Origin of the sequence: Cellulosilyticum sp. I15G10I2 (genome assembly GCF_900095725.1) — a bacterium.
GTDB lineage: Bacteria > Bacillota > Clostridia > Lachnospirales > Cellulosilyticaceae > FMMP01.
Genome location: NZ_FMMP01000009.1, coordinates 172,914 through 196,741, shown reverse-complemented (window position 1 = coordinate 196,741; position 23,828 = coordinate 172,914). Strand labels below are relative to the sequence as shown.

Annotated in this window: 19 protein-coding genes and 2 pseudogenes; 12 read left to right on the top strand and 9 right to left on the bottom strand. The window is 33.9% G+C overall.

The window, feature by feature from the left end:
- Positions 1–110 precede the first annotated feature (110 nt).
- The 3 genes from BN3326_RS09530 (at position 111) to BN3326_RS09520 (ending at position 3,782) form a co-directional block, all read left to right on the top strand.
- Positions 111–1,877, top strand: coding sequence for a glycoside hydrolase family 2 protein (locus BN3326_RS09530; protein ID WP_069998962.1), 1,767 nt, complete (start codon positions 111–113; stop codon positions 1,875–1,877).
- 117 nt (positions 1,878–1,994) lie between these two features.
- Positions 1,995–2,714 carry a DUF421 domain-containing protein gene (locus BN3326_RS09525; protein WP_171903808.1) on the top strand — a complete coding sequence of 240 codons (720 nt, stop codon included), beginning with the start codon at positions 1,995–1,997 and terminating at the stop codon, positions 2,712–2,714.
- Between the two features lie 171 nt (positions 2,715–2,885).
- Positions 2,886–3,782, top strand: coding sequence for a DMT family transporter (locus BN3326_RS09520; protein ID WP_171903807.1), 897 nt, complete (start codon positions 2,886–2,888; stop codon positions 3,780–3,782).
- Positions 3,783–3,889: 107 nt separating this feature from the next.
- Here BN3326_RS09520 and asnB read toward each other — a convergent pair whose 3' ends face one another.
- Positions 3,890–5,728: an asparagine synthase (glutamine-hydrolyzing) gene (gene asnB, locus BN3326_RS09515; RefSeq protein ID WP_069998959.1), complete on the bottom strand. Its 1,839-nt coding sequence runs from the start codon at positions 5,726–5,728 to the stop codon at positions 3,890–3,892.
- A 97-nt stretch (positions 5,729–5,825) separates the two neighbouring features.
- A pseudogene (locus tag BN3326_RS09505) lies at positions 5,826–7,474 on the bottom strand (ammonium transporter).
- 733 nt (positions 7,475–8,207) lie between these two features.
- Between BN3326_RS09505 and BN3326_RS22890 the strand changes: the two are divergent.
- The 3 genes and pseudogenes from BN3326_RS22890 to BN3326_RS09495 all read left to right on the top strand — a co-directional run.
- Positions 8,208–8,363 (top strand): annotated as a pseudogene (locus tag BN3326_RS22890) (transposase); the annotation flags it as partial.
- A gap of 25 nt (positions 8,364–8,388) precedes the next feature.
- On the top strand, positions 8,389–9,495 hold the full coding sequence (locus tag BN3326_RS09500) for an iron-containing alcohol dehydrogenase family protein (protein WP_069998956.1): 1,107 nt from the start codon (positions 8,389–8,391) through the stop codon (positions 9,493–9,495).
- Between the two features lie 190 nt (positions 9,496–9,685).
- Complete coding sequence (locus BN3326_RS09495; protein WP_069998955.1) at positions 9,686–10,720, top strand: HD-GYP domain-containing protein; 1,035 nt, start codon at positions 9,686–9,688, stop codon at positions 10,718–10,720.
- 36 nt (positions 10,721–10,756) lie between these two features.
- Here the strand turns inward: BN3326_RS09495 and BN3326_RS09490 are convergent, their stop codons facing one another.
- Positions 10,757–11,134, bottom strand: a complete 378-nt coding sequence (locus tag BN3326_RS09490) for a COG1361 family protein (RefSeq protein ID WP_069998954.1) — start codon at positions 11,132–11,134, stop codon at positions 10,757–10,759.
- 216 nt (positions 11,135–11,350) lie between these two features.
- Entirely contained in the window at positions 11,351–11,578 is a 228-nt protein-coding gene (locus tag BN3326_RS09485; protein WP_069998953.1) for a hypothetical protein, read from the bottom strand.
- A 230-nt stretch (positions 11,579–11,808) separates the two neighbouring features.
- On the opposite strand from BN3326_RS09485, the gene BN3326_RS09480 reads away from it, so the two are divergent.
- Positions 11,809–12,882, top strand: a complete 1,074-nt coding sequence (locus BN3326_RS09480; protein WP_069998952.1) for a YkvI family membrane protein — start codon at positions 11,809–11,811, stop codon at positions 12,880–12,882.
- 149 nt (positions 12,883–13,031) lie between these two features.
- Here the strand turns inward: BN3326_RS09480 and BN3326_RS09475 are convergent, their stop codons facing one another.
- The 3 genes from BN3326_RS09475 to BN3326_RS09465 form a co-directional block, all read right to left on the bottom strand.
- Positions 13,032–13,781 (bottom strand): MORN repeat-containing protein, encoded by a 750-nt coding sequence (locus tag BN3326_RS09475; RefSeq protein ID WP_069998951.1) that lies wholly within the window; start codon positions 13,779–13,781, stop codon positions 13,032–13,034.
- Between the two features lie 62 nt (positions 13,782–13,843).
- Positions 13,844–14,377 carry a spore maturation protein gene (locus tag BN3326_RS09470; protein ID WP_069998950.1) on the bottom strand — a complete coding sequence of 178 codons (534 nt, stop codon included), beginning with the start codon at positions 14,375–14,377 and terminating at the stop codon, positions 13,844–13,846.
- A gap of 2 nt (positions 14,378–14,379) precedes the next feature.
- Entirely contained in the window at positions 14,380–14,958 is a 579-nt protein-coding gene (locus BN3326_RS09465) for a nucleoside recognition domain-containing protein (protein WP_069998949.1), read from the bottom strand.
- 591 nt (positions 14,959–15,549) lie between these two features.
- Between BN3326_RS09465 and BN3326_RS09460 the strand changes: the two genes are divergently transcribed.
- Together BN3326_RS09460 and BN3326_RS09455 are read left to right on the top strand one after the other, a co-directional pair.
- Entirely contained in the window at positions 15,550–15,813 is a 264-nt protein-coding gene (locus BN3326_RS09460) for an AbrB/MazE/SpoVT family DNA-binding domain-containing protein (RefSeq protein ID WP_069998948.1), read from the top strand.
- A 167-nt stretch (positions 15,814–15,980) separates the two neighbouring features.
- Complete coding sequence (locus tag BN3326_RS09455) at positions 15,981–17,465, top strand: GTP pyrophosphokinase (protein ID WP_069998947.1); 1,485 nt, start codon at positions 15,981–15,983, stop codon at positions 17,463–17,465.
- Between the two features lie 431 nt (positions 17,466–17,896).
- Here BN3326_RS09455 and BN3326_RS09450 read toward each other — a convergent pair whose 3' ends face one another.
- Positions 17,897–19,078 carry an acyltransferase family protein gene (locus tag BN3326_RS09450; protein WP_069998946.1) on the bottom strand — a complete coding sequence of 394 codons (1,182 nt, stop codon included), beginning with the start codon at positions 19,076–19,078 and terminating at the stop codon, positions 17,897–17,899.
- A 49-nt stretch (positions 19,079–19,127) separates the two neighbouring features.
- Positions 19,128–19,604 (bottom strand): GNAT family N-acetyltransferase, encoded by a 477-nt coding sequence (locus tag BN3326_RS09445; protein ID WP_069998945.1) that lies wholly within the window; start codon positions 19,602–19,604, stop codon positions 19,128–19,130.
- A 470-nt stretch (positions 19,605–20,074) separates the two neighbouring features.
- On the opposite strand from BN3326_RS09445, the gene BN3326_RS09440 reads away from it, so the two are divergent.
- The 3 genes from BN3326_RS09440 (at position 20,075) to BN3326_RS09430 (ending at position 23,796) form a co-directional block, all read left to right on the top strand.
- Positions 20,075–22,369, top strand: coding sequence for a hydratase (locus BN3326_RS09440; RefSeq protein WP_069998944.1), 2,295 nt, complete (start codon positions 20,075–20,077; stop codon positions 22,367–22,369).
- Positions 22,370–22,632: 263 nt separating this feature from the next.
- Positions 22,633–22,887 (top strand): HPr family phosphocarrier protein, encoded by a 255-nt coding sequence (locus BN3326_RS09435; protein WP_069998943.1) that lies wholly within the window; start codon positions 22,633–22,635, stop codon positions 22,885–22,887.
- An 81-nt stretch (positions 22,888–22,968) separates the two neighbouring features.
- Entirely contained in the window at positions 22,969–23,796 is an 828-nt protein-coding gene (locus BN3326_RS09430) for a PRD domain-containing protein (protein WP_171903806.1), read from the top strand.
- The last annotated feature ends 32 nt before the right edge of the window (positions 23,797–23,828 follow it).

The following is a 23,828-nucleotide window of genomic DNA, read 5'->3' as shown; positions in this document are numbered from 1 at the left end:
GAGATGAAAAATAGATGGCGGCAGGCTTAAGCTTTGCCGCCTGTTCTATATAAAATAGGGAGTATACAAAAAATTGCTTACTAACTTTAAAAGAAGAGAGGTATAGGATAATGGAAATTAACAACTTTGTAGGAAACATTCATGACAGCAATTACGATGAAAAATATTATAAGCAAATGATTGATCATGAGATGATGGTTTATGACAGAGGCAGAGAGAAAGAAAAGCTGAATGGCTATTGGCATTTTTGTATTGATGTGTATGACAGTTGTTTGCGGTCAGAGTGGTATTTAGAGAAGAGAAAGGATGATAAAGGCCGGGATATTCCCATAGATTTTGATTTTGATGGATGGGAAGAGACTGTAGTGCCAAGTGTTTGGAATACACAGAAGCCTGAGTATTTTTACTATGAAGGGCCAGCAGTTTACAGCAGGAAGTTTAACTATCAAAGTCAAGGGGAAGACAAAGTAATCATTAAATTTGGGGCTGTGTATTATGAAGCTAAAGTCTTTGTTAATGGAGAATTTGTAGGTTGTCATAAGGGGGGCTCTACGCCTTTTTATATAGATGTCACCCATGTTTTAAAAGAAGAAAATCGTATTATTGTGGTGGTAGATAATACAAGAAAAAAAGAACAGATACCAACTATCAATACAGATTGGTTTAATTATGGTGGTATTTACAGAGATGTAGAAATGATCCGCCTTCCAAAAGCTTATATTAAAGACTTTAGTCTAGCTCTTGATAATGATTCATTGGATACAATAGTATGTGAAGTAGAAATAAATGAAGAGAACAGCGATACAATTTATTTAGAAATACCAGAACTAGAAATTAAGCAAAGTATCCCGCTTGAGGGTAAAATAGGAAAACTCATCTTAAAACCAGAACAGATAAAATTGTGGAGTCCGGAATCTCCATATTTATATGATGTAAAACTTCAATATGGAGAAGATATTATTCATGAAAAAATAGGATTTAGGCAGGTTAAGGTTCGAGGCAATGCTATTTTACTCAATGATCAGCCTATTTATTTAAATGGGATTTGTGTCCATGAAGAAAGTATTGCAAATGGTAAGGCTATTACAGATGAAGAAATTATTGAAAATATCAAACTTGCAAAAGAACTAAACTGTAACTATATGAGGCTTGCCCATTATCCACATACGGAAAGAGCAGCGCAACTTGCAGATGAACTCGGGATTATGTTATGGGAAGAGATTCCTGTGTATTGGGCAATAGAATTTGATAATAGTATAAGCTTAGAAGATGCAAAAAATCAGTTAACAGAACTCATTAAAAGGGATAAAAATAGGGCTAGTGTTATCAGCTGGTCAGTTGGAAATGAAAATCCCGATACAGACTCAAGGCTTACATTTATGAGCAAGCTAGCAATACTTGCTAAAAAGTTAGATCCAACAAGACTAATCACAGCAGCTTGTTTAGTTAATCATGTGGATTTGAAAATAGAAGATAGATTAGAAGAATATCTAGATGTTATGGCTATTAATGAGTATTATGGATGGTACGATCCAGATTTTAATAAGTTAACTCAGATTTTAGAAAATTCAAATCCCAACAAACCAGTAATAATCAGTGAATTTGGAGGAGATGGTAAAGCCGGTCATCATGGGACAATTCATGATTTAGGAACAGAAACTTTCCAAGAAAATATTTTCAAAAAGCAAGTAGAAATTTTTCAGAAAACCCTCTATATTAAAGGCACTACCCCTTGGATACTTTATGATTTCCGTTCCCCAAGAAGACATGCAAAATATCAAGAGGGATATAATATTAAGGGACTTCTTTCAAAGGATAAAAAACATAAAAAGCTAGCGTTTTATATTATGCAGACATTTTATAAAAGCAGGCAATAGCAGATTGAGATTTACTAAATAATACGTATATACATGACATAAAGTGATTACAATAACATCATATATTATCAAGATGCTTATTTGTGGAATAGGTGTCTAAGGATAAGGATGGGAGTAATGATAAATTGGAATGACTTAGTTAACGTGTTGATAAGAAGTTTAGGATCTATAATTACCTTATTTGTGATGAGCAAAATGATGGGGAGAAAGCAAATCTCGCAGCTGAGTACGTTTGACTATATTATGGGTATATCTATTGGTTCTATTGCGGCACAAATGGCAACAGATGCAGAAACAGAGTGGTTCCATTTTGTAAGTGCAATGGCTGTTTATGTTGCTGTTTATATATTAATAGCTGTAATAACAGTAAAAAGCTTGTGGGCTAGAAAGTTTTTTGAAGGTGCTCCCATTATCCTTATTCAAGATGGAAAAATCATAAGTAAAAATCTTAAAAGTGTACATTACGAGGTTAATAGCCTTCTGGAAGAATGCCGACTTGAGGGCTATTTTGATATTAATGACATTCAGATGGCTACCATGGAAAGTGATGGCAGAATAAGCCTTCTGCCAACTGTAGATAAAAGGCCTGTTAATGTAGGAGATCTAAAGCTTTCACCCCAACCAGAAGGATTAGTAGCCAACCTTATTATAGATGGAAAGGTTATGGAGAGTAACTTAAAGGCTATAGGTAAAGAGGAAGAGTGGCTCTTAAAGGAACTAAAAAAACAAAATATAAAATCACCCAAAGATGTACTACTCGCGACTTGTGATGTGAATGGTAAATTTCACGTATTTTTAAAAAATGAAAATATCAATGTGAGGCACTGTTTAGAATAGTAATATCTGAATAACTATAGTGCCAGTCACTACACAAGAAAAATAAAAATTCAAATGAAGGATAGTTATTTAGTAAAATAGGTGTTAAAATTATTCTGGTATAATTGGATAACATAAAGTACTAGACACCAATTGGTGCTAACTTAACTAGAATAATTGGAGATGATTGAGGTGACGGAGTTTAAAGATAATAAAAGATTATTTTTATTAATGGTACCAACAGCGTTGTTTTGGGCTGGTGCATTTATAGCTGGCAAGATAGCAGTAGCTGAATTCTCCTTATTTACACTAACGTTTATAAGGTTTTTAACTGCGCTTGTTATTGTTTTTCCATTGATGATTAAGTATGAACCGGACAGGTGGAAAATAAGCTTCAAGGAGTTTCCTATTTTTATACTTACAGGTTTTCTAGGGATTTTTACATATCATGTTTTATTTTTTATAGCACTTACCAAAACAACAGCTATTAATTCTTCATTAATAGGTGCAACAAATCCTATGGCCACAACGATTATAGCGGCATTGTTTCTTAATGAGAGGATTGGCCTAAAACGAGCGGGTGCAATCCTACTAGCATTTATGGGGGTGTTATTAACAGCAAGCAGAGGTAATATAGAAGCTTTTACAACGATGCGTTTTAATAGTGGAGATGTTCTCATGTTATGTGCAGTAATAGCTTTCGCAGTATATAGTGTGGTTAGCAAGAAAATTATGATTAAGTATTCACCTATTATTATTCTTACATACAGCTTTTTAACAGCGGTAATCATGCTGATACCATTTGTTATTATGGAAAGACCAATAAGTTATCTCCACGGTATCAGTATAAAGGCATGGGGTTCTGTATTTTATATGGGCATATTTGCATCAGCTATAGGGTATTTATTGCAGCAATATGCTATTAAGGCTTATGGAGCGAGTAAAACGATGCTGTTTGTAAATCTTGTACCTGTTTTTTCAATCATTATTTCAGTCATTATACTTAAAGAAACTGTGAACCTTATTACTTTAATAAGCGCAGTGATTATTATAACCGGCGTATATTTAAGCTCAAGATTAAATAAATAGGTCCCATAGTTATTAGTTATTTGACGGGATTTTTAAAGGCAGGTCATAGAAGACCTGCCTTTAAAAAGATATATAGTGTATAGAAATAGGGGGCTTTGTAAAGAAAATTATATAAGTTTGATCTTATAATCTTCAAGCCATATGTTAAACTGCACAAGATAGGCAATAAGCTGAGGGCCGGTCATAAGCTGACCAAACCAAGGGTTTTTATAGGCAGCACCTTTGGTTGCTATTAGCTGTTTAACGAAGCTTTTATCAATGATATTTAATAGGGGAGACTGTGGATTATCAAGAATACCCTGCATCATTTGACAAACAAGATCAGTGTAAATAGGGTTATGGGTTTTGGGATAAGGGCTTTTTTTGCGGTAGATAATGTCTTCCGGTAAGATGCCTCGGAGACATTTGCGAAGAAGCCCCTTTTCTCTGCCTTCAAAAAACTTAAACTCATTAGGTAGGTTGAAGGCATATTCTACTAAGCGATAATCTGCAAACGGAACTCTAACTTCCAAGCTATTAGACATACTCATTCTATCCTTACGATTAAGAAGATTAACCATAAACCATTTAAGATTAAGATAAAATAATTCGCGCATACGATGTACCTCAGGCGTTTCATCTGTAAGATGAGGAACTTCCTTGAGGCTTTTTAAATAGTTTTCATTTACAGCATCACGAATAGGCAGATCTTGAAAATCCTCAGATAAGATCGCCTTTCGATTCTCTACAAAGTTAGACCAAGGGAAAGTGGGGAGATTCATAAGTTCAGGTCTTGTATACCAAGGGTATCCGCCAAAAAGTTCGTCTGCACATTCTCCCGAGAGGGCAATAATAAAGTCTTTTCTAATTTCACGGCTAAATAAGAATAATGAAGAATCTATATCAGCCATACCAGGAAGATCACGGGCACGTACTGCATCTTTAAGCGCTAGTGCGAGTTCTTCATGGTTAATTACATAAGTTTTATGATTGCTTCCTATAAATTTACCCATTTGTTCCGCCCAATATTTATCGGATGTAGGCTGAAAAATAGAAGACTTGAAATAGTCATCGTTATCTTCATAGTCAAGAGAATAAGTTGTCAGTATCTTATTTTTCTTTTTATAGGACTGAGCAGCTATAGCTGCTATAGCAGAAGAATCTAAGCCACCAGATAAAAAAGTACATAAGGGTACGTCACCTACGAGCTGTCTTTCTATGGCATCTACAAGAAGAAAACGAAGATGTTCTGTAGCTTGCTCGAGTGTTTCAGTATTTTCACCAGGCACGAGTTTCCAATATTCGTGAGAGGTAATACCCTGCGGGCTCACCACCATAAGGTGAGCTGGAGGAATTTCTAAGATACCTTTAAAAACACCACTTCCAGGTTTAACAGCGGGGCCAAGCGCAAAAATATCTGTGATGGAGTCTCTGTCAATTACAGGTTCGATATAAGGATGTGCAAGAAGTGTTTTTATTTCTGAGCCAAAGATAAAAGAAGCATCCTTAGTACTATAAAATAGTGGTTTAACCCCTAGCGGATCTCTTGCTAAAAGCACGTGATTTGCTTTTTCGTCAAAGACGGCGAAGGCAAAAATACCATTTAATATTTTGACGCAGTCTATACCCCAGCACATATAGGAGGTGAGAAGTACTTCTGTATCGGAGTATGAGTCAAAATGAAATCCTTTGTCTATGAGTTCTTTACGAATATCTTCTGTATTATATAATTCACCGTTGTAAATAAGCGTATATTTAAAACCATTCAAAGTCTTTGTCATGGGTTGTTTGCCACCACTGGGGTCTACAACAACAAGTCTTCTGTGACCGAAGAGAACGTGGGAGGTATTTGCATAGCCATAGCTATCAGGTCCTCTTAGTTTTAGGGTATCGGTCATTGCTTCAATAATACTGGTTTTACTGGAAATATCATGCTTAAAGTCAATCCAGCCGGCAATACCACACATACTTATGCACCTCTTTTTAAATAAGTTTTATTTGGACATGCTTATAAAAAGCACGATAGGGACGGCTTTTTAGCCGTCCCCATTTTTTGATATTATTTTATAAAGCTTTAACGCCTTCTTCTCCGGTACGTATCTTAACAACATTTTCTACAGGATAGATAAAGATCTTACCATCACCTATTTTACCTGTTCTAAGTACTTTCGTTGCAGTGTCTATAACCAGTTGTACAGGTACTTCACTGACACATATTTCTAGTTTAACTTTAGGAAGAAGATCCATAGTTAACTCATTGCCACGGTATACTTCTGTTTTACCTTTTTGATTACCACAGCCAAGTACTTGGTAAACTGTCATACCAGTAATGCCAATTTCATTTAAAGCATCCTTTAGTTCATCAAATTTACTTTGTCTTGTAATAATATCTACTCTTGTTATTTTATCCATAATAAGCCTCCCTTATACTATATGATTAAATATTGTTAAATAATCTCTTTAAAACCAGGTTTTACTTCGAAATCTGCATAAGAACTACTTAAACCATGTTCATGAAGGTCAAGACCTTGTACTTCTTCTTCTTCAGAAACTCTAAGTCCGATTGTATGTTTAATAGTAAGGAATACAACTGCCATACAAGCCATAGTCCAAACAGCTACTGCTAAAACACCTAGAAGCTGAACACCAAGTAGCGCAAAACCACCACCGTAGAAGAGACCGCCATCTGTAGCAAATACACCAACAAGTATCGTACCTGTAGCACCACAAAGACCATGAACACCTATAGCGCCAACGGGATCATCAATCTTAAGTACTTTATCAATAAATTCAATACCAAATATAACTACGATACCAGCTACGATACCAATGATAAGAGCCCCTTCAATACTAACAATATCACAGCCAGCTGTAATACCAACGAGGCCAGCAAGTGCACCATTAAGTGTCATAGAAACATCAGGCTTTTTGTATCTGATCCAAGTTACAGCCATTGTTACAATCGCAGCAGCAGCAGCTGAAAGATTTGTTGTCATGAAAATAAGTGAGTTAAGACCAGTATCCAGACCAGATAGTGAAGAACCTGGATTAAAACCAAACCAACCTAGCCAAAGAATAAATACCCCAAGTGCTCCAAGTGTTAAACTATGACCTGGAATTGCATTAACTTTACCATTTTTGCCATATTTACCAATTCTAGGGCCGAGTATTTTAGCGCCTATAAGAGCAGACCAACCGCCTACTGAGTGAACAATAGTTGAACCAGCAAAATCATGGAAACCAAGTTCTGCGAGCCAGCCACCACCCCAAGTCCAATGGCCTACTACAGGATAGATAAGTGCTGAAATACAAAAACTATAAACAAGATATGATGAGAACTTAGTTCTTTCAGCCATTGCCCCAGATACAATAGTAGCTGCTGTTGCACAGAAAACAGTTTGCCATATAATAAATGTATTAAGATCAAGTGTCATCCACTCTGTGAGTGAAGCAAACGCGCCCTTGCTAAGAAGAGAAGGTGCACCAATGAGTCCCCCAATACTATCCCCAAACATCAGTGAAAAACCAATAACATAAAATATTACAGAACCTACAGCGAAGTCCATCATATTTTTCATTATGATATTCCCAGCGTTTTTTGCTCTAGTAAACCCTGTTTCTACCATACAAAAACCTGCCTGCATAAAAAATACCAAACATGTTCCTAATAATACCCAAATCGTGTCCATTGCTAATGTGAAATTTTGTTCCATACTATTTACCCTCCTTAATTTTATATTCCTTTTCAATAAACTGGGCCCTCAGTTTATTGAAATAAAAAAAGGTCTACATATACACAGGCTGCGTATATATAGACCTCATTGTCTAAACTCATATTTAAATATGTTATTATGCTACTATAATAGTCACATAGGGGCTTGTTTGTCAACTACTTTCTTAAAAAAAATAAAAAAATAGTATAATTAATAAATGGTAAATTAATAATAGGGTTGTACAAATATATGTTTTATCAGTATTTGGAGTGGGTGTATAATGAAATTAGTAGTATTTGTAAGTTTAGCATCTATATAAGGTCCGCTTGGCAGGCAGGAGATATTTTTTGTCTTTCCCGCCTACCCACAGCCAAACCCGAGTCAAGCCAAAAAACATCTCCTGCCTACCTCGCTATGCGCTATTATAAATAAGTTTATGAATAAGAAAAAATTATCTATAAGCAACAAATTAAGTTGAGATATAGGATTTGAAAACCCTACAAAATCAATTGTATCAGGGCAAAACATGCTATACTAAAGATGGTTGTAACAATGCGAAGAGGTGATTAGTATGGGATATATAGCAGGTGAGAATAGAGGACAAATTACATTATTTCCTAAAACAATAAATGAGTATATAGGTGAAGATAATCCGGTACGAGTTATTGATGCTTTTATAGAAAACTAGGATCTAGAAGAATGTAAAATAAACCGTTCTATTCCAGCCAAATAAGGCAGACCTGCTTATAATCCTAAATATTTATTAAAGTTATATCTGTATGGCTATTTTAATAAAGTACGTTCTTCAAGAAAACTTATGAAAGAATGCCATAGAAATATAGATGTTATGTGGCTTGTAAAGACAGGTGTTTTCAGGAGAATCAAATAGTTAAGAAAAAACAAGGAGGATTACAATGGAATTCACATATGAAATGCCGACAAAGGTGATTTTAGGTAAGGGTGCAGTAGTGAAAAATAAATCTGAGTTTGCAAAATATGGTCAAAAAGCTTTAATTGTAACTGGCAGAAATTCAGCTAAAAAGACAGGGGCTTTGGATGATGTCATTACTGCGCTTACTGAGATGCATATAGGCTATGTTATTTTTGATGAGGTAGAAGAAAATCCATGTACAAAGACGATTGAAACGGCAGCTATTCTTGGAAAAAGGGAGCAGGTTGACTTTGTAATAGGTATAGGTGGCGGGTCTCCTTTAGATGCTTCAAAAGCAATAGGGATTATGATTAATAATCCAGGTCTTACAGAAGAAACATTATTTTCAAGTGAGGTACTTGAGAGTATTCCAGTATTAGCAGTACCTACAACATCAGGAACAGGCAGTGAAACAACACCATATGCTATTTTAACGGATCATAGCAATCAAACGAAGAGGAATTTAGGGCAAAAAGTTTTTTGTAAAGTAGCATTTTTAGATGCTGGGTATACAGAGCGCACACCGTATGACATTACAGTTAATACTGCACTCGATGCAATGAGTCATTTGGTAGAAGGGTATTTAAATACAAACAGCCATTTTTTAAGTGAAATGTTAGCTGAAAAAGGACTTAGGCTGTGGAGCACATGTATATCACATCTTTTAGAAGGGACTTTAAACTTTGAGATAAGAGAAAAACTTATGTTAGCTTCTAGTATTGCGGGAATGGTTATTGCCAGTACAGGGACTTCTCTTCCTCATGGTATGGGCTACCCACTTACTTATTTTAAAGGTGTTCCTCATGGGCTTGCAAATGCAGTACTTTTCAAAGCTTATCTAAAAAGTTTTAAAAATAGAAGTAAAGTAGAAAGTGTTTTTGGACTACTATCATTAGGTTCAGAAAAAGATTTTGACGAGTTATTAACAAAAATAATACATTGCGAGATAAGTGTCGAAAATAAAGAGATTGAAAACTGGAGTCACACAATGTGTGCGAATGCAGCAAAGCTTAAAAATCATCCTGAACCGGTTGGATATCAAGATATTTATGCTATTTATTACCAAAGTTTAAATGTTAAAGATAAATAAAACGGTTTGTAAGGGGTTACAAAACTTATATAAAACAGTTGTAATAATGTAAAAAAGGTGTAGAATATATAGTATACAATGTGTGTATTGCGTGAAAAGCAGGTAGGGATATAATGTAAATTAATATTGATAACTATATTTAATTGTCTATTTATGTTGGAGTGATAGTTTAGAGAGGAGGGATATGTAGATGCAAAATGAAAATATTGCTAAAGTAATTATACCTCTGTCGAAGTGTGTACCCGGAATGATTTTGCTTCAGCCTATAGTTGATATAGATACAGGAAGTACTATTATTGGTAAAGACCAATTATTAACAGAAGATATTCTTAGACGTATAAAGAAATTTAAACATACAGAAATATGGGTTGGGATTAATCGTGAAGAAAGTATGTGGCAAATAGAAGAAAATGTCCTAAATACTTATGATAAATACATAGAAGTACTTAAAAATATTATTGGCAGTAAGCGAGAAGGAATAGATATTAAAGTAAATGAAGTAGAAAATCTTGCTAAGTGTATCACAGAGGAGTTTGTATATAATTTTAACGTGTTAGCTTGTGTTAGTTTAGTTGAGAAGATGGATCAAGACATCTATAGACATAGTATGAATGTTACACTATTAAGTCTTTTGATTGCAAGATGGGCCAATTTTAATCCAGTTAAGCTTAAGCAAGTTGCTATGGCAGGGTTGCTACATGATATTGGCAAAATAGATATGCCTAGTCAGTTGATAGATAAAACGAAAGATTTGACCGTTAAGGAAAAAGTTGAGTTTAGAAGACATCCGATTTATGCTTATGAAAAGTTAAGTCAGTATAATGAACTTGATAATGAGGTACTTAAGGCTGTTCTAACACATCATGAAAGATGTGATGGAAGTGGCTATCCACTCAATTTAATAGAGGATAGAATTAATGATATTTCTAGAGTGGTAGGGCTTGCAGATGAATATGATAATATCAGAAGAACTGCAAATATTTTTGAGACTATAAAAATACTAAAATGTGATATGATTAGAAAATTTGACATTAATATGCTTTTAGAATTTTGCAATAATGTTATTAATTATTATATAGGTGAAAAGGTAGTTTTAAGTACAGGTGAAATAGCAGAAGTTGTGTTTATTCAACCTCATGCACTTCATAGGCCTATTGTAAAAGTGAAAGAAAGATATGTTGATTTATATGAGAATATACAAATTGAGATTATAGAAGTATTATAAAAAAATGCTAACAAAATTGTTAGCATTTTTTTATAATTATTCAGAATCTAGAAGATCTGTAACATTTGCCATTATTTCCATGTTGGAATATTCAGGGGTATACCGAATAATGATCTGACTTGATAATGAGCAGATGTCTTTTGCGGGTTTAAAAGCATACTCAAAATAAGCAGTTTCATCTGGCGCGAGATTGCCGACATCGAGCTGATCAAAAGCTGTATCAAATGACAGGGCACCTCTTTGTCTTATAATACACTGTTCTAATATAGGAATCTCCTTTGGCTTAATAATGAGTTTTAAATTATTAATATAAGCGTTTGAGGTATTTGTTATTTTAATTTGAGCTTTAATACAAGAGTCAGAGGTAGCAGAAATGTTTTGAGTAACTTCTGAAATTTTTAAAATAGAACTCATAAAATCACCTCCTTATATAGTATATGCACTATATAAAGAGAATAGATAACTTGTTAACTTATTATTTACTAAAACATCTAAATGCACTGACGACTGCCACTACGAGATCATTGATGGCCAATACTTTGTAGTGGCAAGTCTTAAGTGCCTTCCCCAGGGGCTATCCACATCTACTATTGAGACTTGTTACTTTAGATTTCTTTTATATTCTAAAAGTTATCTTCCCCAATAGTTGCGACTGCTATGACAGCAGCAGCATTTACAGCAATGTTTGTCATCTTTGATCCTATCATAAAAATCGTCGAGTGCATCTTCAACATCTTTTACAAATTCAAGACAGCTTTCACATACATCGTCATCAACTCTGCGGCGGCGTCTACGTCTGCGTCCATCAAAAATACCAGCTACATCATCAAAATCAAAATCTCTTCTACGATCTCCCATATAAATCCCCTTTCAATATTTGAAATTGAGCAGCGCTACTCTACTTTTATAATATGCAGATAGACAAGAAATGCTATTACTTTTTATACAAACCTCGACAAAATTTTCATAGTTAATCTCTGGACGAGATGTCATAATATGAGTTAACCTGCCCTTAGATTATTAAAGGCATATTTATATTCTATAGGAATATATATACTATAAGGATAAGCTTAGAGTGGGAGGATGATATGAAAAAAATAATTTTAATATTACAAATAGCCACTATTTTTATTGGGAGTATTGTTGGCGCTGGAGTTTGCTCGGGAAGAGAACTCAATCAATTTTTTGCAACTTATGGTATAACTGGATTTTTAGGATTAATATTATGTGGACTGCTTTATATTGTATTTGGCAAAATTATTATAGCGATTACTACCTTGAGTAGTGTAAGGTCGTATAATGAGTTTGTAGATCTTATATGCCCGAAGCCAGTAGCACAGTTTATAAATATAGTTCTGACATTATTCCTATTAAGCAGTACTTCTATTATATTAGCTGGAAGCGGCGCAATTATTAATCAGTATTTTGGAGCGCCTAAATGGATGGGGTTTATAGCAATGATTGTGATAAGCAGCTTGTTCCTGCTAAGAAATACGGAAGGCTTATTTGAAGTTAACAGCATCGTTGTTCCAACACTTATTCTCATTATGTCAGCAGTTTTTTTTACATATATCATTCAAAACCCAGAACAGATCACTTATTCTTATATGTTTATGATGCCCAGACAAAAAAGTAATCTGTTTATATCTACTATGGTCTATGTAAGTTTTAATATATTGACGATTATAGGCGTACTCGTTCCTTTAACAGCAGAACTTAGAAAACCGAAAGATATTGAAAAAGGTATCATTGTAGGAAGTGTTGTACTTACTATCATTAGTGTATATATTACATTCTTAATGCTGGTAAATCCTTTTCACCCTAAGATGTATGAGATGCCACTTCTGGCAGTAGCTACTAATATCAGCAAACTGCTGCAAATAGGGATCCTAGGAGTTATGTGGCTAGAGATGTTTTCTTCACAGGTTTCTAACATATACAGCCTGTCACATTTTATGGAAAATAAATTCCAGATTAAATATCATATTGCTATCTTTGTTGTAGTAGCTATTGCAGCACCCTTTTCCATGATTGGGTTTGCAAGGCTTGTAGAATTTTTATATCCGCTATATGGCGTATTAAGTTTAGTGTTTTTAATATATTGCATTATCTTCTATATAAAAAATAGAAAAGATATCTTTAAAATTTATACAAAAAAATAGAGGTAGAAGCTATCTTCTACCTCGGACCCTAACATCTAGCATGCCTAACTATAGTATTAAGGACGATATATTTATTATACACATATTTACATAATTTATCCAGTGAAAAACCATAATTTGTTATTTTTTTATTCGTCACGTATTTAAGCTTATTTAGTTACAAGTATATCCTCATCAAAGGTACACTCGTACTGTTCGCCAAACTCATTTTGATAAGTACCTTGTCCATGTTTTAAGCCATTTTTAAATTCTCCAATATATTTATGACCATTGGGATAGGTAATCATGCCTTTTCCAGTCATAATCCCATCGACAAAGTCTCCTCTGTAGACAGTTCCATTAGGCCAGGTAAAGGCTCCTTTACCATGGGGGACGCCGGCAACTATTTCTCCCTCATATTTACCATCTTCTATGTATAATTTACCTATTCCTGTTTCAGCGCCGTCACGGAACTCACCTTCATATTTATCACCATTTGCATAAGAAGCTGTACCAGCTCCTTGCATACGGTCTTTAAGGAAAGTACCTTCATAAACAGTGCCGTCTGCAGTATGGAGTTTACCTTTGCCTTCCATATAACCGTTTGTAAAGCGACCAGTATAGTATGAACCATCTGCCCAATGACATGTGCCTAGTCCTGTTCTTTCGCCTTTATAGAATTCTCCTTCATAAATAGCGTCGTTATCTAGATAGCATTTGCCTTGCCCGTGTGGTGCACCCATTACAAAAGAGCCCTCATAACAAAGCTTCCCTGATTCATTATAATATTTTCCAAGACCATGAAAGTTAGCACCTTTAATGCTTCCTTCATACATCACTTTTCCATTTTTATGATACCAGATTTCATCATTATAAACGTCAGAAGGACCAAATATTAAAGATTTTATTTTCTTTAGCATCGTTATTTCTCCTCAAAACTTAATTAATCTTATTATAACACTTTTATAAAAAAAGGAATACATTATATTCCAAAAATCCATAAAGCTAGATAATAAGAAGCAATGATGCCAGCAAAAGTTGCTAGGAGAGCTCCAGCTAGAGTATATCGCGTATTCTTGATTTTAACAGCCATAAAGTAGACAGACAGCGTATAAAATATAGTTTCCGTACAGCCAAACATAACAGAGACAAGTCTGCCAATAAAAGAATCCGGGCCATAAGTTTTAAAGGTATCTAGGATAAGACCTGTTGCAGCTGATGATGAAAAGGTTCTCATCAGTGCAATGGGGACAACCTCGCTTGGAAAATTAGACCAGCCAATCAGAGGTTTAATGAGATTGGAAATCCCACCTAATGCCCCAGAACTTCTAAGCATGCCCACTGCCATCATAAGGCCGATAAGGGTTGGCAGTATATCTATAACGACCTTTAAACCATCAGCTGCGCCCTCAATAAAAGCTTCATATACATTAACGTTTTTTAAAAGGCCATAAATGACAATGCCTGCTATAATAATTGGAATAATCCAGTCAGATAACCAAACAAAGAATATCATTTTTATCTTTCCTTTCTGTACATAATTTTTGCAAAAGAAATAGCTGTTAGGGTAGAAATTAGTGTGGCCATAATACAAGGGGCGATAATTTCAGTGGGATTAGATGAACCATAAGAAGCTCTATAAGAGATCATGTTAATAGAGATAAGCTGTACAGAGGAGATGTTTATAATTAAGAACATACACATAGAATGACTTGCAAGATGTTTTGTTTTATTAAGTTTTTGAAGTTCTATCATTGCCTTAAGTCCTGGGGGAGTCGCAGCCCAGCCAAGGCCTAAAAAGTTAGCGATAAGATTTGTTGCTATGTATTTTCTGGCAGCATGTTCTTTGGGAACTTCTGGAAATAAGAAGTCTAGCAGTGGTGTCATCTTCCGTGCAAGTGCATCTATCAACTTTGCTTTTTCTGCAATACGCATAATCCCCATCCATAGGGCAACGATGCCTCCCATTTTTATACACAACTGAACAGCATCTTGGGATGAGGTCAGTGCTGCAGTGGTTACTTCTTGCATACCACCTTTAAAACCTGAAATCAATATAGAAAAGATAACCATAAAACTCCATAAGTAATTTAACATAAAGGCCTCCTTGTAAAATAAGTGTTTATAGATTTCATATTCTAAAGTTTAACTTATTCACTATGTTATTAATTTGAAATCACTCTGAGCAACAACATTATTGTAATGAGTAAATCAAGTATATATGTTGTATCTCTATATATAGTGAGCGCAAAAGCATATACTGAGTTTTCAATTATAATAGAAGAAACAGTAAGGGTTGTCTTTATAAATATATGCGCAAAACTTCATAACATGTACGCTTTTTATTTGATATAAAGCATAATTAAAGAAGTATATAGTAAGTTTCCTTTTCATTTTCATAACAAAAGGCGTATCAGTACTACTATTAAGGCATGGAAATGAATAACAAAAATGTAAATTCAAAAAAAGGGCATATATGTTAAAAAACATAATTTTCTACAATAAAATTATAAAAAACTTGCACAATTTCATTATTCGACAAATATTATATAATAAAATAGCATGATTTTTTCAAAAAGTCTAAAAAGATGTCATAAGATAATTGACTTTTATTGCTAATTATGGTACTTTATAATTATTGTTGGGTGGAAAAAATTGAGAGAAATAGTTAAAAGGGAGAGGATATTAGTGAAATCAACAGGTGTTGTAAGGAAAGTAGATGAATTAGGGCGTGTGGTATTACCTATCGAATTAAGGAGAAATTTAGACATTAACGAAAAAGATGCTTTAGAGATCTTTGTAGATGAAGATAGAATTATACTTAAAAAATATGAGCCAGCGGATATTTTTAACGGCAGTATGGAAGATCTTATAGATTATAAAGGTAAAAAAATATCTAAAAAGACTATATTGGAAATTGCAAGAATTGCAGGATTTAAAGTTACAGAATAGATGAGAAAAAAAGACCTATTAAGTTGAGGTCTTTTTTTTGTGTGTACAAACCGTGATAGTATAGTTGATAAAGCTATATCATATCTTCGCAATTGTGTGCTATACTTAAAAAGATGCGTACCAGATAGAGATAGAGAAGTAAGGGGTAAGGAGGACAAGAATAATATATGGAACTAAAGCTATTTGCTTTTATAGAAGAGATATTAAGTTCACTCGAAGACAGAAAAGAAAGCTTAGATCAAGTGAGTAAGGAGTTAGAAGTCTTTTTTGAAGAACTTTTATATACTGCCAATAAGGGTTATATCAACATAAATTCTAGAGTGAAGTCTAAAAAAAGTTTGAAAGAAAAAATTATTAGAAATGATTATTATCAAAAATATGATACTAAAGAAAAATTATTTGATAACATTCCAGATATTATAGGGTTAAGATTAGAGTGCAGATTTATTCAGGATGAAACAGAAATTTATAAGTTTCTAAAGAAATATTTTAATGAAAAGGTAGAAGATATCGAAGATTATTACTATAGTGCTTGTAATCCTAATATTATGCTTGATTTAGGAAGTAAGCAGCCAAAAGAACAAAAAAATGGTATAAAGATGTATCGGATTGATGGAAAATATTGGGGGGGCCAAAGACCCATTAATTTTGAAATTCAAATTAAGTCATTGGTAAATATTTTTTGGAGCGAGATTGAGCATAAAATAATTTATAAAAACTATAATTATGTAATAGCTGATGCTTTCTACAAAGATATTATGAAGGCTATTAAAAACAGTTTAACAACTATTGATCAGCAACTTCTACTTATTTCAAATCAATTTGATATGGGAGATACGACTTCTTTGGATAAAAAAGAAGAGCAGTTGGAGAATCTGCTTTCAAAAATCATTTATGATATTTTTGCAGTCCGTATTAAAGATAGTATAGGGGTATTAGTAGATTTTAGAAAGTCTTGTGAAGCAATCGTTAAATACGTATTTAGACATGCTCTTGGCAATGATATAGAAAATTATAGTAATAACTTGATCTTGGGATTTGAGAGGTTAAGAAAGATAGATCAAAGTAAGATTGATTTTAAAGAGCAAATAGTATTTGAAAGAGAGCCGATTTTTCAAAATGAATGTACGAGTCTCCTTGGTAGTCATATTAAAGAGTGTATTAATGACCAATTTCAATGGAGCTTGTTTTTTAGAGTGCTTTTTGAGATAGAACTAGATAATAATGTTGAGGATTTTGAGAACTATATCCAGTATTATATTGAAAAGATATATTGTAAGATTGCATCTAATAGATTGAGCTCTAATTTTACTATGGAAGAGACGCAATGTATTTTAGATACGTTGATGATTCAATTTGTGAATATTTTTATACAAGTTAATTCAGTAGAACTTTTATATGACAACGTAGTAGAACAGATTATAAGGATCATGAATATTGTAATAGATGCATTATATAGAAATATTTTGACCTTTGAACAATGGGAAAAAGAGCAGGATATTTATCTTACGCTTTTAGAGCTTAGGTTATTTACTTTATTTAATATGGATATTAAGGCTGAGAAGGTATTAGACTTCTTAGAGAGAGTTAGATATAGTAGGTCTAATATTGAGATGCCTAAGGGGATATTGAAGTATATTTATAAGCTATAGGTTGGAAGTAAAGCGGTTGTAAAAGGTCCGCGAGGGCAGGGATAATTTTCTCCGCTCCCGCCTACCCACAGCCAAACCCGAGTCGCGGCGAAAATTATCCCTGCCCTCGCTAGGTTTTGTAAATTTACTTATAACTGCTCAGGCGTTCTAAGAGTGTTTTATTAAGAATAAAAAGAAAAGAGCATAGTCAGCAAATTCCTCTTGGTATGTCGATATACTTAAGAAGTATTTGGGGACTATGCTCTTCTTTTATGCCTATAATGATGTTTATTCTACACTAGTAACATCTCCACTAATAGGACTTCCACTAATAAGATAATCATAACTTACGTTGTAAAGCTGACTGAGCAGCAAAACCTTTTCTATCAAGCAAAAATGGAAGTTTGTCAACTAAACTTAACATTTCAAACAGAGTTATTAGAAGTTTGATGTCAAACGGGATCTTTTATAGAGGTAGTGTTTTTTATAGAAAGTAGATTTTTCATTTGGATTTTTATGAGAAAGCTTATGCTATAAGTAATAAGAACTGAGATTATGCTTACTGTTAGAAATTTAGCTGTAGCACTTCCTAAATTAATTTTGTCCAAGCTATATTGAATCGTTAGTACTATGGGATAATGTAGAATGTAAGCAATAAAGGAGCTTTCTGACAGTTTTTTTAATAGGATAGAACTTTTATTTGTTTTTTCTCTAAAGAAAACTATTAATCCCCAGGATATAAAAACAGCCATAAAAGATTCATACCATGCCCAGCCTGCATATAGGGCAGCGGTGATGGAATGAGGTAGTAAAGGCATGCAATAAATAACTGCTGCCATGCTTAAGCCTAATGTCAATGCAAGATAGCCTGTTTTTTTATTACATTGTATAAATAAATCGTTCCTGAAGGCATAAATGCCTACTAGAAATAAGATGACATACTGAGGCAGATGTGCAGGTTCTGCTTGGATAAAACCAAGTATGCCAATCCAAGTATCGATAGGATAAAACATGCGTACGAATAAAGTGCCTAGAGCAATGCATAATGCCAAGATGAGTATGTGAAGCATGTTAAATGCTTTTTTTGCAGTCCAATATGCTTTTATAGGCAAAATTTTTCTAATGACAGCATATACAATGCTATAAACGAGTAGCTGCTCTATAAACCATGCATGACCAAAGTTAAGTTCAGGCCAGCCTATACTTGAGATAAATCCTACAGGTTGACCGCCTATACCTAAATAAATCTGTAGGTAGTACTGAAAAAAATGCATAGCAGCATTGCCGCTGTAAAGACTATAGTAGAAATACATTTGACAAGGAATAATAACAAAAGCTGCAAATAACGTAGGAATACCTAGCCGATATATTTTATCATTTATGAATAATTTAAAACCTTTTCTGTCATAAGAAGCCGGTATAAAATAGCCGGATAGCATAAAAAATAAACCCATAAAAAAAGATGCATTAACAGCAAAAAAACTTCCTAGCCATTGGGCGCTTTCATTTAAGCTGCTTTTATATTGCCAAAATCCTCCTGTTGGACCATAGGCCTGCCCTACATGATGCACAATTACAAGTACAGTTAAGAAAATCTTTAAATGATCTAGGTAATAAGCTCTTTTTGTTTCCATATCAATCTCCCTTTGCAAAAACGTAAAAAAATAGGTATTTTAACCTTTATTAGCAAGAAATAGAGTTATTATAGTACATCTGTATTACTGGAATACCTTTGTTATTAACATAACATTTTGTTTCTATAAAACCACACTTGCGATAACAATTTAAAGCTCTTGTGTTATTTGATCTTACGTGGAGCTCAACTTTGGTAAAATCCATTGTCTTTCTGCTTTCGTTTATAAATTGAGGAATAATTTTTTGTCCAACGCCTAGATTTCTATAGATTGGATTACATATAAATATTCCCAGAATAGCAGACATTTCATGTGTTTCTTTTTCTAACCATATGCTTCCGACATATTGTTTGTTATACACAATATATTTCCAAGATAATAAACCTTTGCTTATTAGATCACTATACTCATTATAGTTGTGGGGATGAATCCTAGATTGGTAGTCTTTTAAATAGTCATCGTAGTATTTTTTAAAATCAGAATAGTAGTGCATGTTTTCATTGCATACAGGTATTAACTCAAGCATATGACACCTCACGATTTTACATATAACTTCTTAAGCAGAAAGGCTAAGTTATACTCAAGGTAAGAAGTTTCTTCTTTTACTTAAGTATAACAATATTATAAGCTCAAGTCACTTAGTTTTAAATTTGAGCTATTAGTATAAAATCAATCTATAGTATAGAAGTTTTCTTAAAAAATCATAACGCATCTACAAATAGCCGAGGGGGAGGATAGTATCTTTAGACGCGACTTGGATACATGTGACGGAGCGGAGAAAGATAGCTATCCTCCCCCTTGGCGGACGTGAAGCAAAGTCTTAATATTTAATCAGCACAATTAATAATTATTCAGTATATTTCAGGAAATTGCAAGTCAGATATAGGACAAAATCAAAAATTATGTTATAATCAAAAGGTATGTTATAACGAATCACGCCAAGAATGCTTTAGTTTAAATAAATTATTTAATATATATTTGAAGGAGGAATAAAGAGTGATTAAATTATTTGAAGGAGGAGCTTACCTTGTTGATGGAAGAGAACTTATTCCAGACAGCTTAGATGCTCCGAAGGTACTTAAACAAAAATTAGGTGAAAGTGTACCATCAAAAGATGAAGCAGTAAAAAATACAATAGCTTATAGTATTTTAGAAGCTCATAATACATCAGAAGATATGGACAAGCTTAAGATCAAATTTGATGCTATGGCATCTCACGATATAACTTATGTAGGCATTGTGCAGACGGCTAGAGCCAGTGGCCTTACTGAGTTTCCAATACCTTATGTGCTTACTAACTGTCATAACAGTCTTTGTGCAGTAGGCGGAACAATTAATGAAGATGATCATATGTTTGGACTTTCAGCAGCTAAAAAGTATGGCGGGATTTATGTACCAGCACATATGGCAGTTATTCATCAATATATGCGTGAGATGATGAGTGGATGCGGCAAGATGATCTTAGGATCAGATAGTCATACAAGATATGGCGCACTTGGGACAATGGCTATAGGAGAAGGCGGCGGAGAGCTTGCTAAGCAGCTTTTATCTAAAACGTATGATGTTAATCGTCCGGGCGTTGTAGCCGTGTACCTTACAGGGAAGGTACAAAAAGGCGTAGGGCCACAGGACGTTGCGCTTGCTATTATTGGCGAAGTATTTAAAAATGGCTATGTAAAAAATAAAGTAATGGAATTCGTTGGAGATGGTATCTTAGCACTTAATGTTGAGTATAGAAATGGTATCGACGTTATGACAACAGAAACAACTTGTCTTTCATCTATATGGGAAACAGATGCTAAGGTAGGGGAATATTTTGAAGCACATGGCAGAAAAGAAGCGTATAAAGCGCTGAAACCAGGCAAAGTAGCTTATTATGATGGGGTAATCTATGTAGATTTATCTCAGATTAAACCTATGATTGCACTGCCATTCCACCCAAGCAATACGTATACAATAGAAGAGTTAAATGCAAATCTTTATGATATATTAGGTACTGTTGAAGAAGAAGCCAAAGCACAGCTTGCAAAGGCTAAAGTTAACTTTACTTTAAGAGATAAAATTAAAAACGGCAGACTTCTCGTACAACAAGGGGTTATTGCAGGTTGTGCAGGAGGAACTTTTGATAACATTTGTGACGCTGCGGACATTTTAAATGGGCAGTCTATTGGTTTTGATGAGTATGCACTAAGTGTTTATCCATCAAGTCAGCCAACTTATATGAGTCTTGTTGAAAATGGTTCGATTGCAAAACTGATGGCATCAGGAGCGACGATTAGAACAGCATTCTGTGGACCATGTTTTGGAGCTGGGGATGTACCACCAAATAACTCACTAAGTATCAGGCACTCTACAAGAAACTTCTTTAACCGTGAAGGATCTAAACCTAGTGATGGACAAATTGCATCTGTTGCACTTATGGATGCACGCAGTATTGCTGCCACTTCTATAAATGGCGGCTACCTCACATCAGCAGCAGATATCGATGCAGATTATACAAAACCTAAGTATTACTTTAACAGCAAAATCTATGAAACCCGTTGTTATAATGGTGTAGGTAAAGCTGACACAGAAGCAGAGCTTAAGTTTGGTCCTAATATTACTGACTGGCCAAAAATGTCTAATTTAACAGATCATATTGTATTAAAAGTCGCAGCAGAAATACATGATGCAGTTACAACAACAGATGAACTTATTCCATCAGGAGAAACTTCAAGCTACCGTTCAAATCCTCTTAGACTGGCAGAGTTTACATTATCACGCCGTGATCCAGGCTATGTAGGAAGAGCAAAAGAAATACAAAAGGTTGAGTTTGCAAGACTTGAAGGACAAGATCCAATTGAGGTAAATGAAGAAGTTAAAGCAGTGTTTGACAGTATTAAAGGGCTAGATGGATTTAGTTCAATTGATGCAAAAACAACAGGGATAGGCAGCGTGATTTATGCTGTTAAGCCAGGGGATGGATCAGCTCGTGAACAAGCGGCATCTTGTCAAAAGGTACTTGGCGGATGGGCAAATATTGCTAAAGAATATGCAACAAAGAGATATCGTTCAAATCTTATTAACTGGGGTATGGTACCCTTTACTTTAGATGAAGAATTAAAGTTTAAGAATGGCGATTATATTTTCGTACCGCATATTAAACAAGCTGTTGAAGAGAAAATATCAGCTATCAAGGCTTATGTTATTTCAGATACTATAACTGAATTTACACTTACCTTATCAGATTTAACAGATGATGAGAGAAATATTATCTTAGCAGGTTGTTTGATCAATTACTATAAGGCATAAATTCTGAAAGTTATTATAGGTGATAGGATTTTCATTAATTACTATAGGTGTTAATGAGTTAACATCCTGGTGAATTTTGTGCAAAATAATTATAAAAATTTAGATGTTGACAAAAAACTATACAAATTATATAATAAAATTAACGGAATATAAAGTGTGTTACTGATTAGATCAGGCATAAACTTTACCACTAAGCAAGACTTATGGTAATTGTTTATGCCTTTTTTGTCGGCGTATTTTAGATGGATTAGAGGAGGTATTAAATGGAACAGGTTGTAATTACAGTCAAGAATGAAACAGGAATTCATGCAAGACCTGCAAGTCAACTAGTAAAAAAAGCAGTAACTTTTTCTTCTACAATAAAAATAGAAAAAGAAGGTCAGACAGCAGATGCAAAAAGAATATTAAATGTTATGGCACTTAATGTAAAACAAGGAGAAACGATTAAACTTATAGTTGAAGGTGCAGATGAAAAAGAAGCTGCCTTAGCAATGAAAGAGATCATAGAAGCATTCTAATAACAAGACAAGGCTCAATAGATGAGAGTAAATGCAAGGGAATCTATTAAAGCAATTAGCCAAGAGGTTCTGGGGGAAAATATGGAATATGAAGTGTTAAAAGTATATAACAATAATGTTGTGTTAGCAAAACAAGATACAGAGGAAGTTATTTTGCTTAGCAAGGGAATAGGCTTTGGTAAAAGAAAAGGGGATAAACTTCAAAATGATGAGGGCATAGATAAAGTATTTTATGGTATTGAGACCCAAGCAGAAAACTTAGATGTATATTCCCTTAAAAAAAGAAAGAAAGAAATAGAAAATGTTATTAGACAAATTATCTCTATCGCAGAATCTAAAATAGGAATACTCAATGCAAATACGGCTAAAGCACTTATTGAACATATTGATTTTGCCATAGAAAGATTAAATATGGGTCTTGTTATAGAGAACCCTTTTATTAATGAAATTATGTCACTTTATCCTGATGAATATGAAATAGCAGAAATAGCAGCAAAACTTATTGAAGAAAATTTAGGTATTGCAATAGGAGAGGAAGAGAAGGGGTTTATAACACTTCACCTTTATTCGGCAAAAGTAAATAAGACTGTTAAAGAAACTATGAAAAAGACAAGACTATATAAAGAATGTATCATGATTATTGAGAGTACATATAATTGCAAGGTTTATCTGGATAGTTCAGTCAGTAAGGAGTTTTTAAGAGCCCTTAGAACACTCATGTGGGCAGCGGGTGAACATAAAAAAATGCATATGCCCATTAAACATTACATATCTCTTAAAATGGGAGAAAGTTATAAAGCAGCTTTAAAGATAGCAGATTTAATAGAAAAGGAAATAGGTATTCGTTTTTCCGGGGATATAGTAAGTTTCTTGGCTATAGAAATAGAAAAGCTTGTTCAGCTTCTATAGCCATGTTAACTTTTTATATACATAGATTTTAT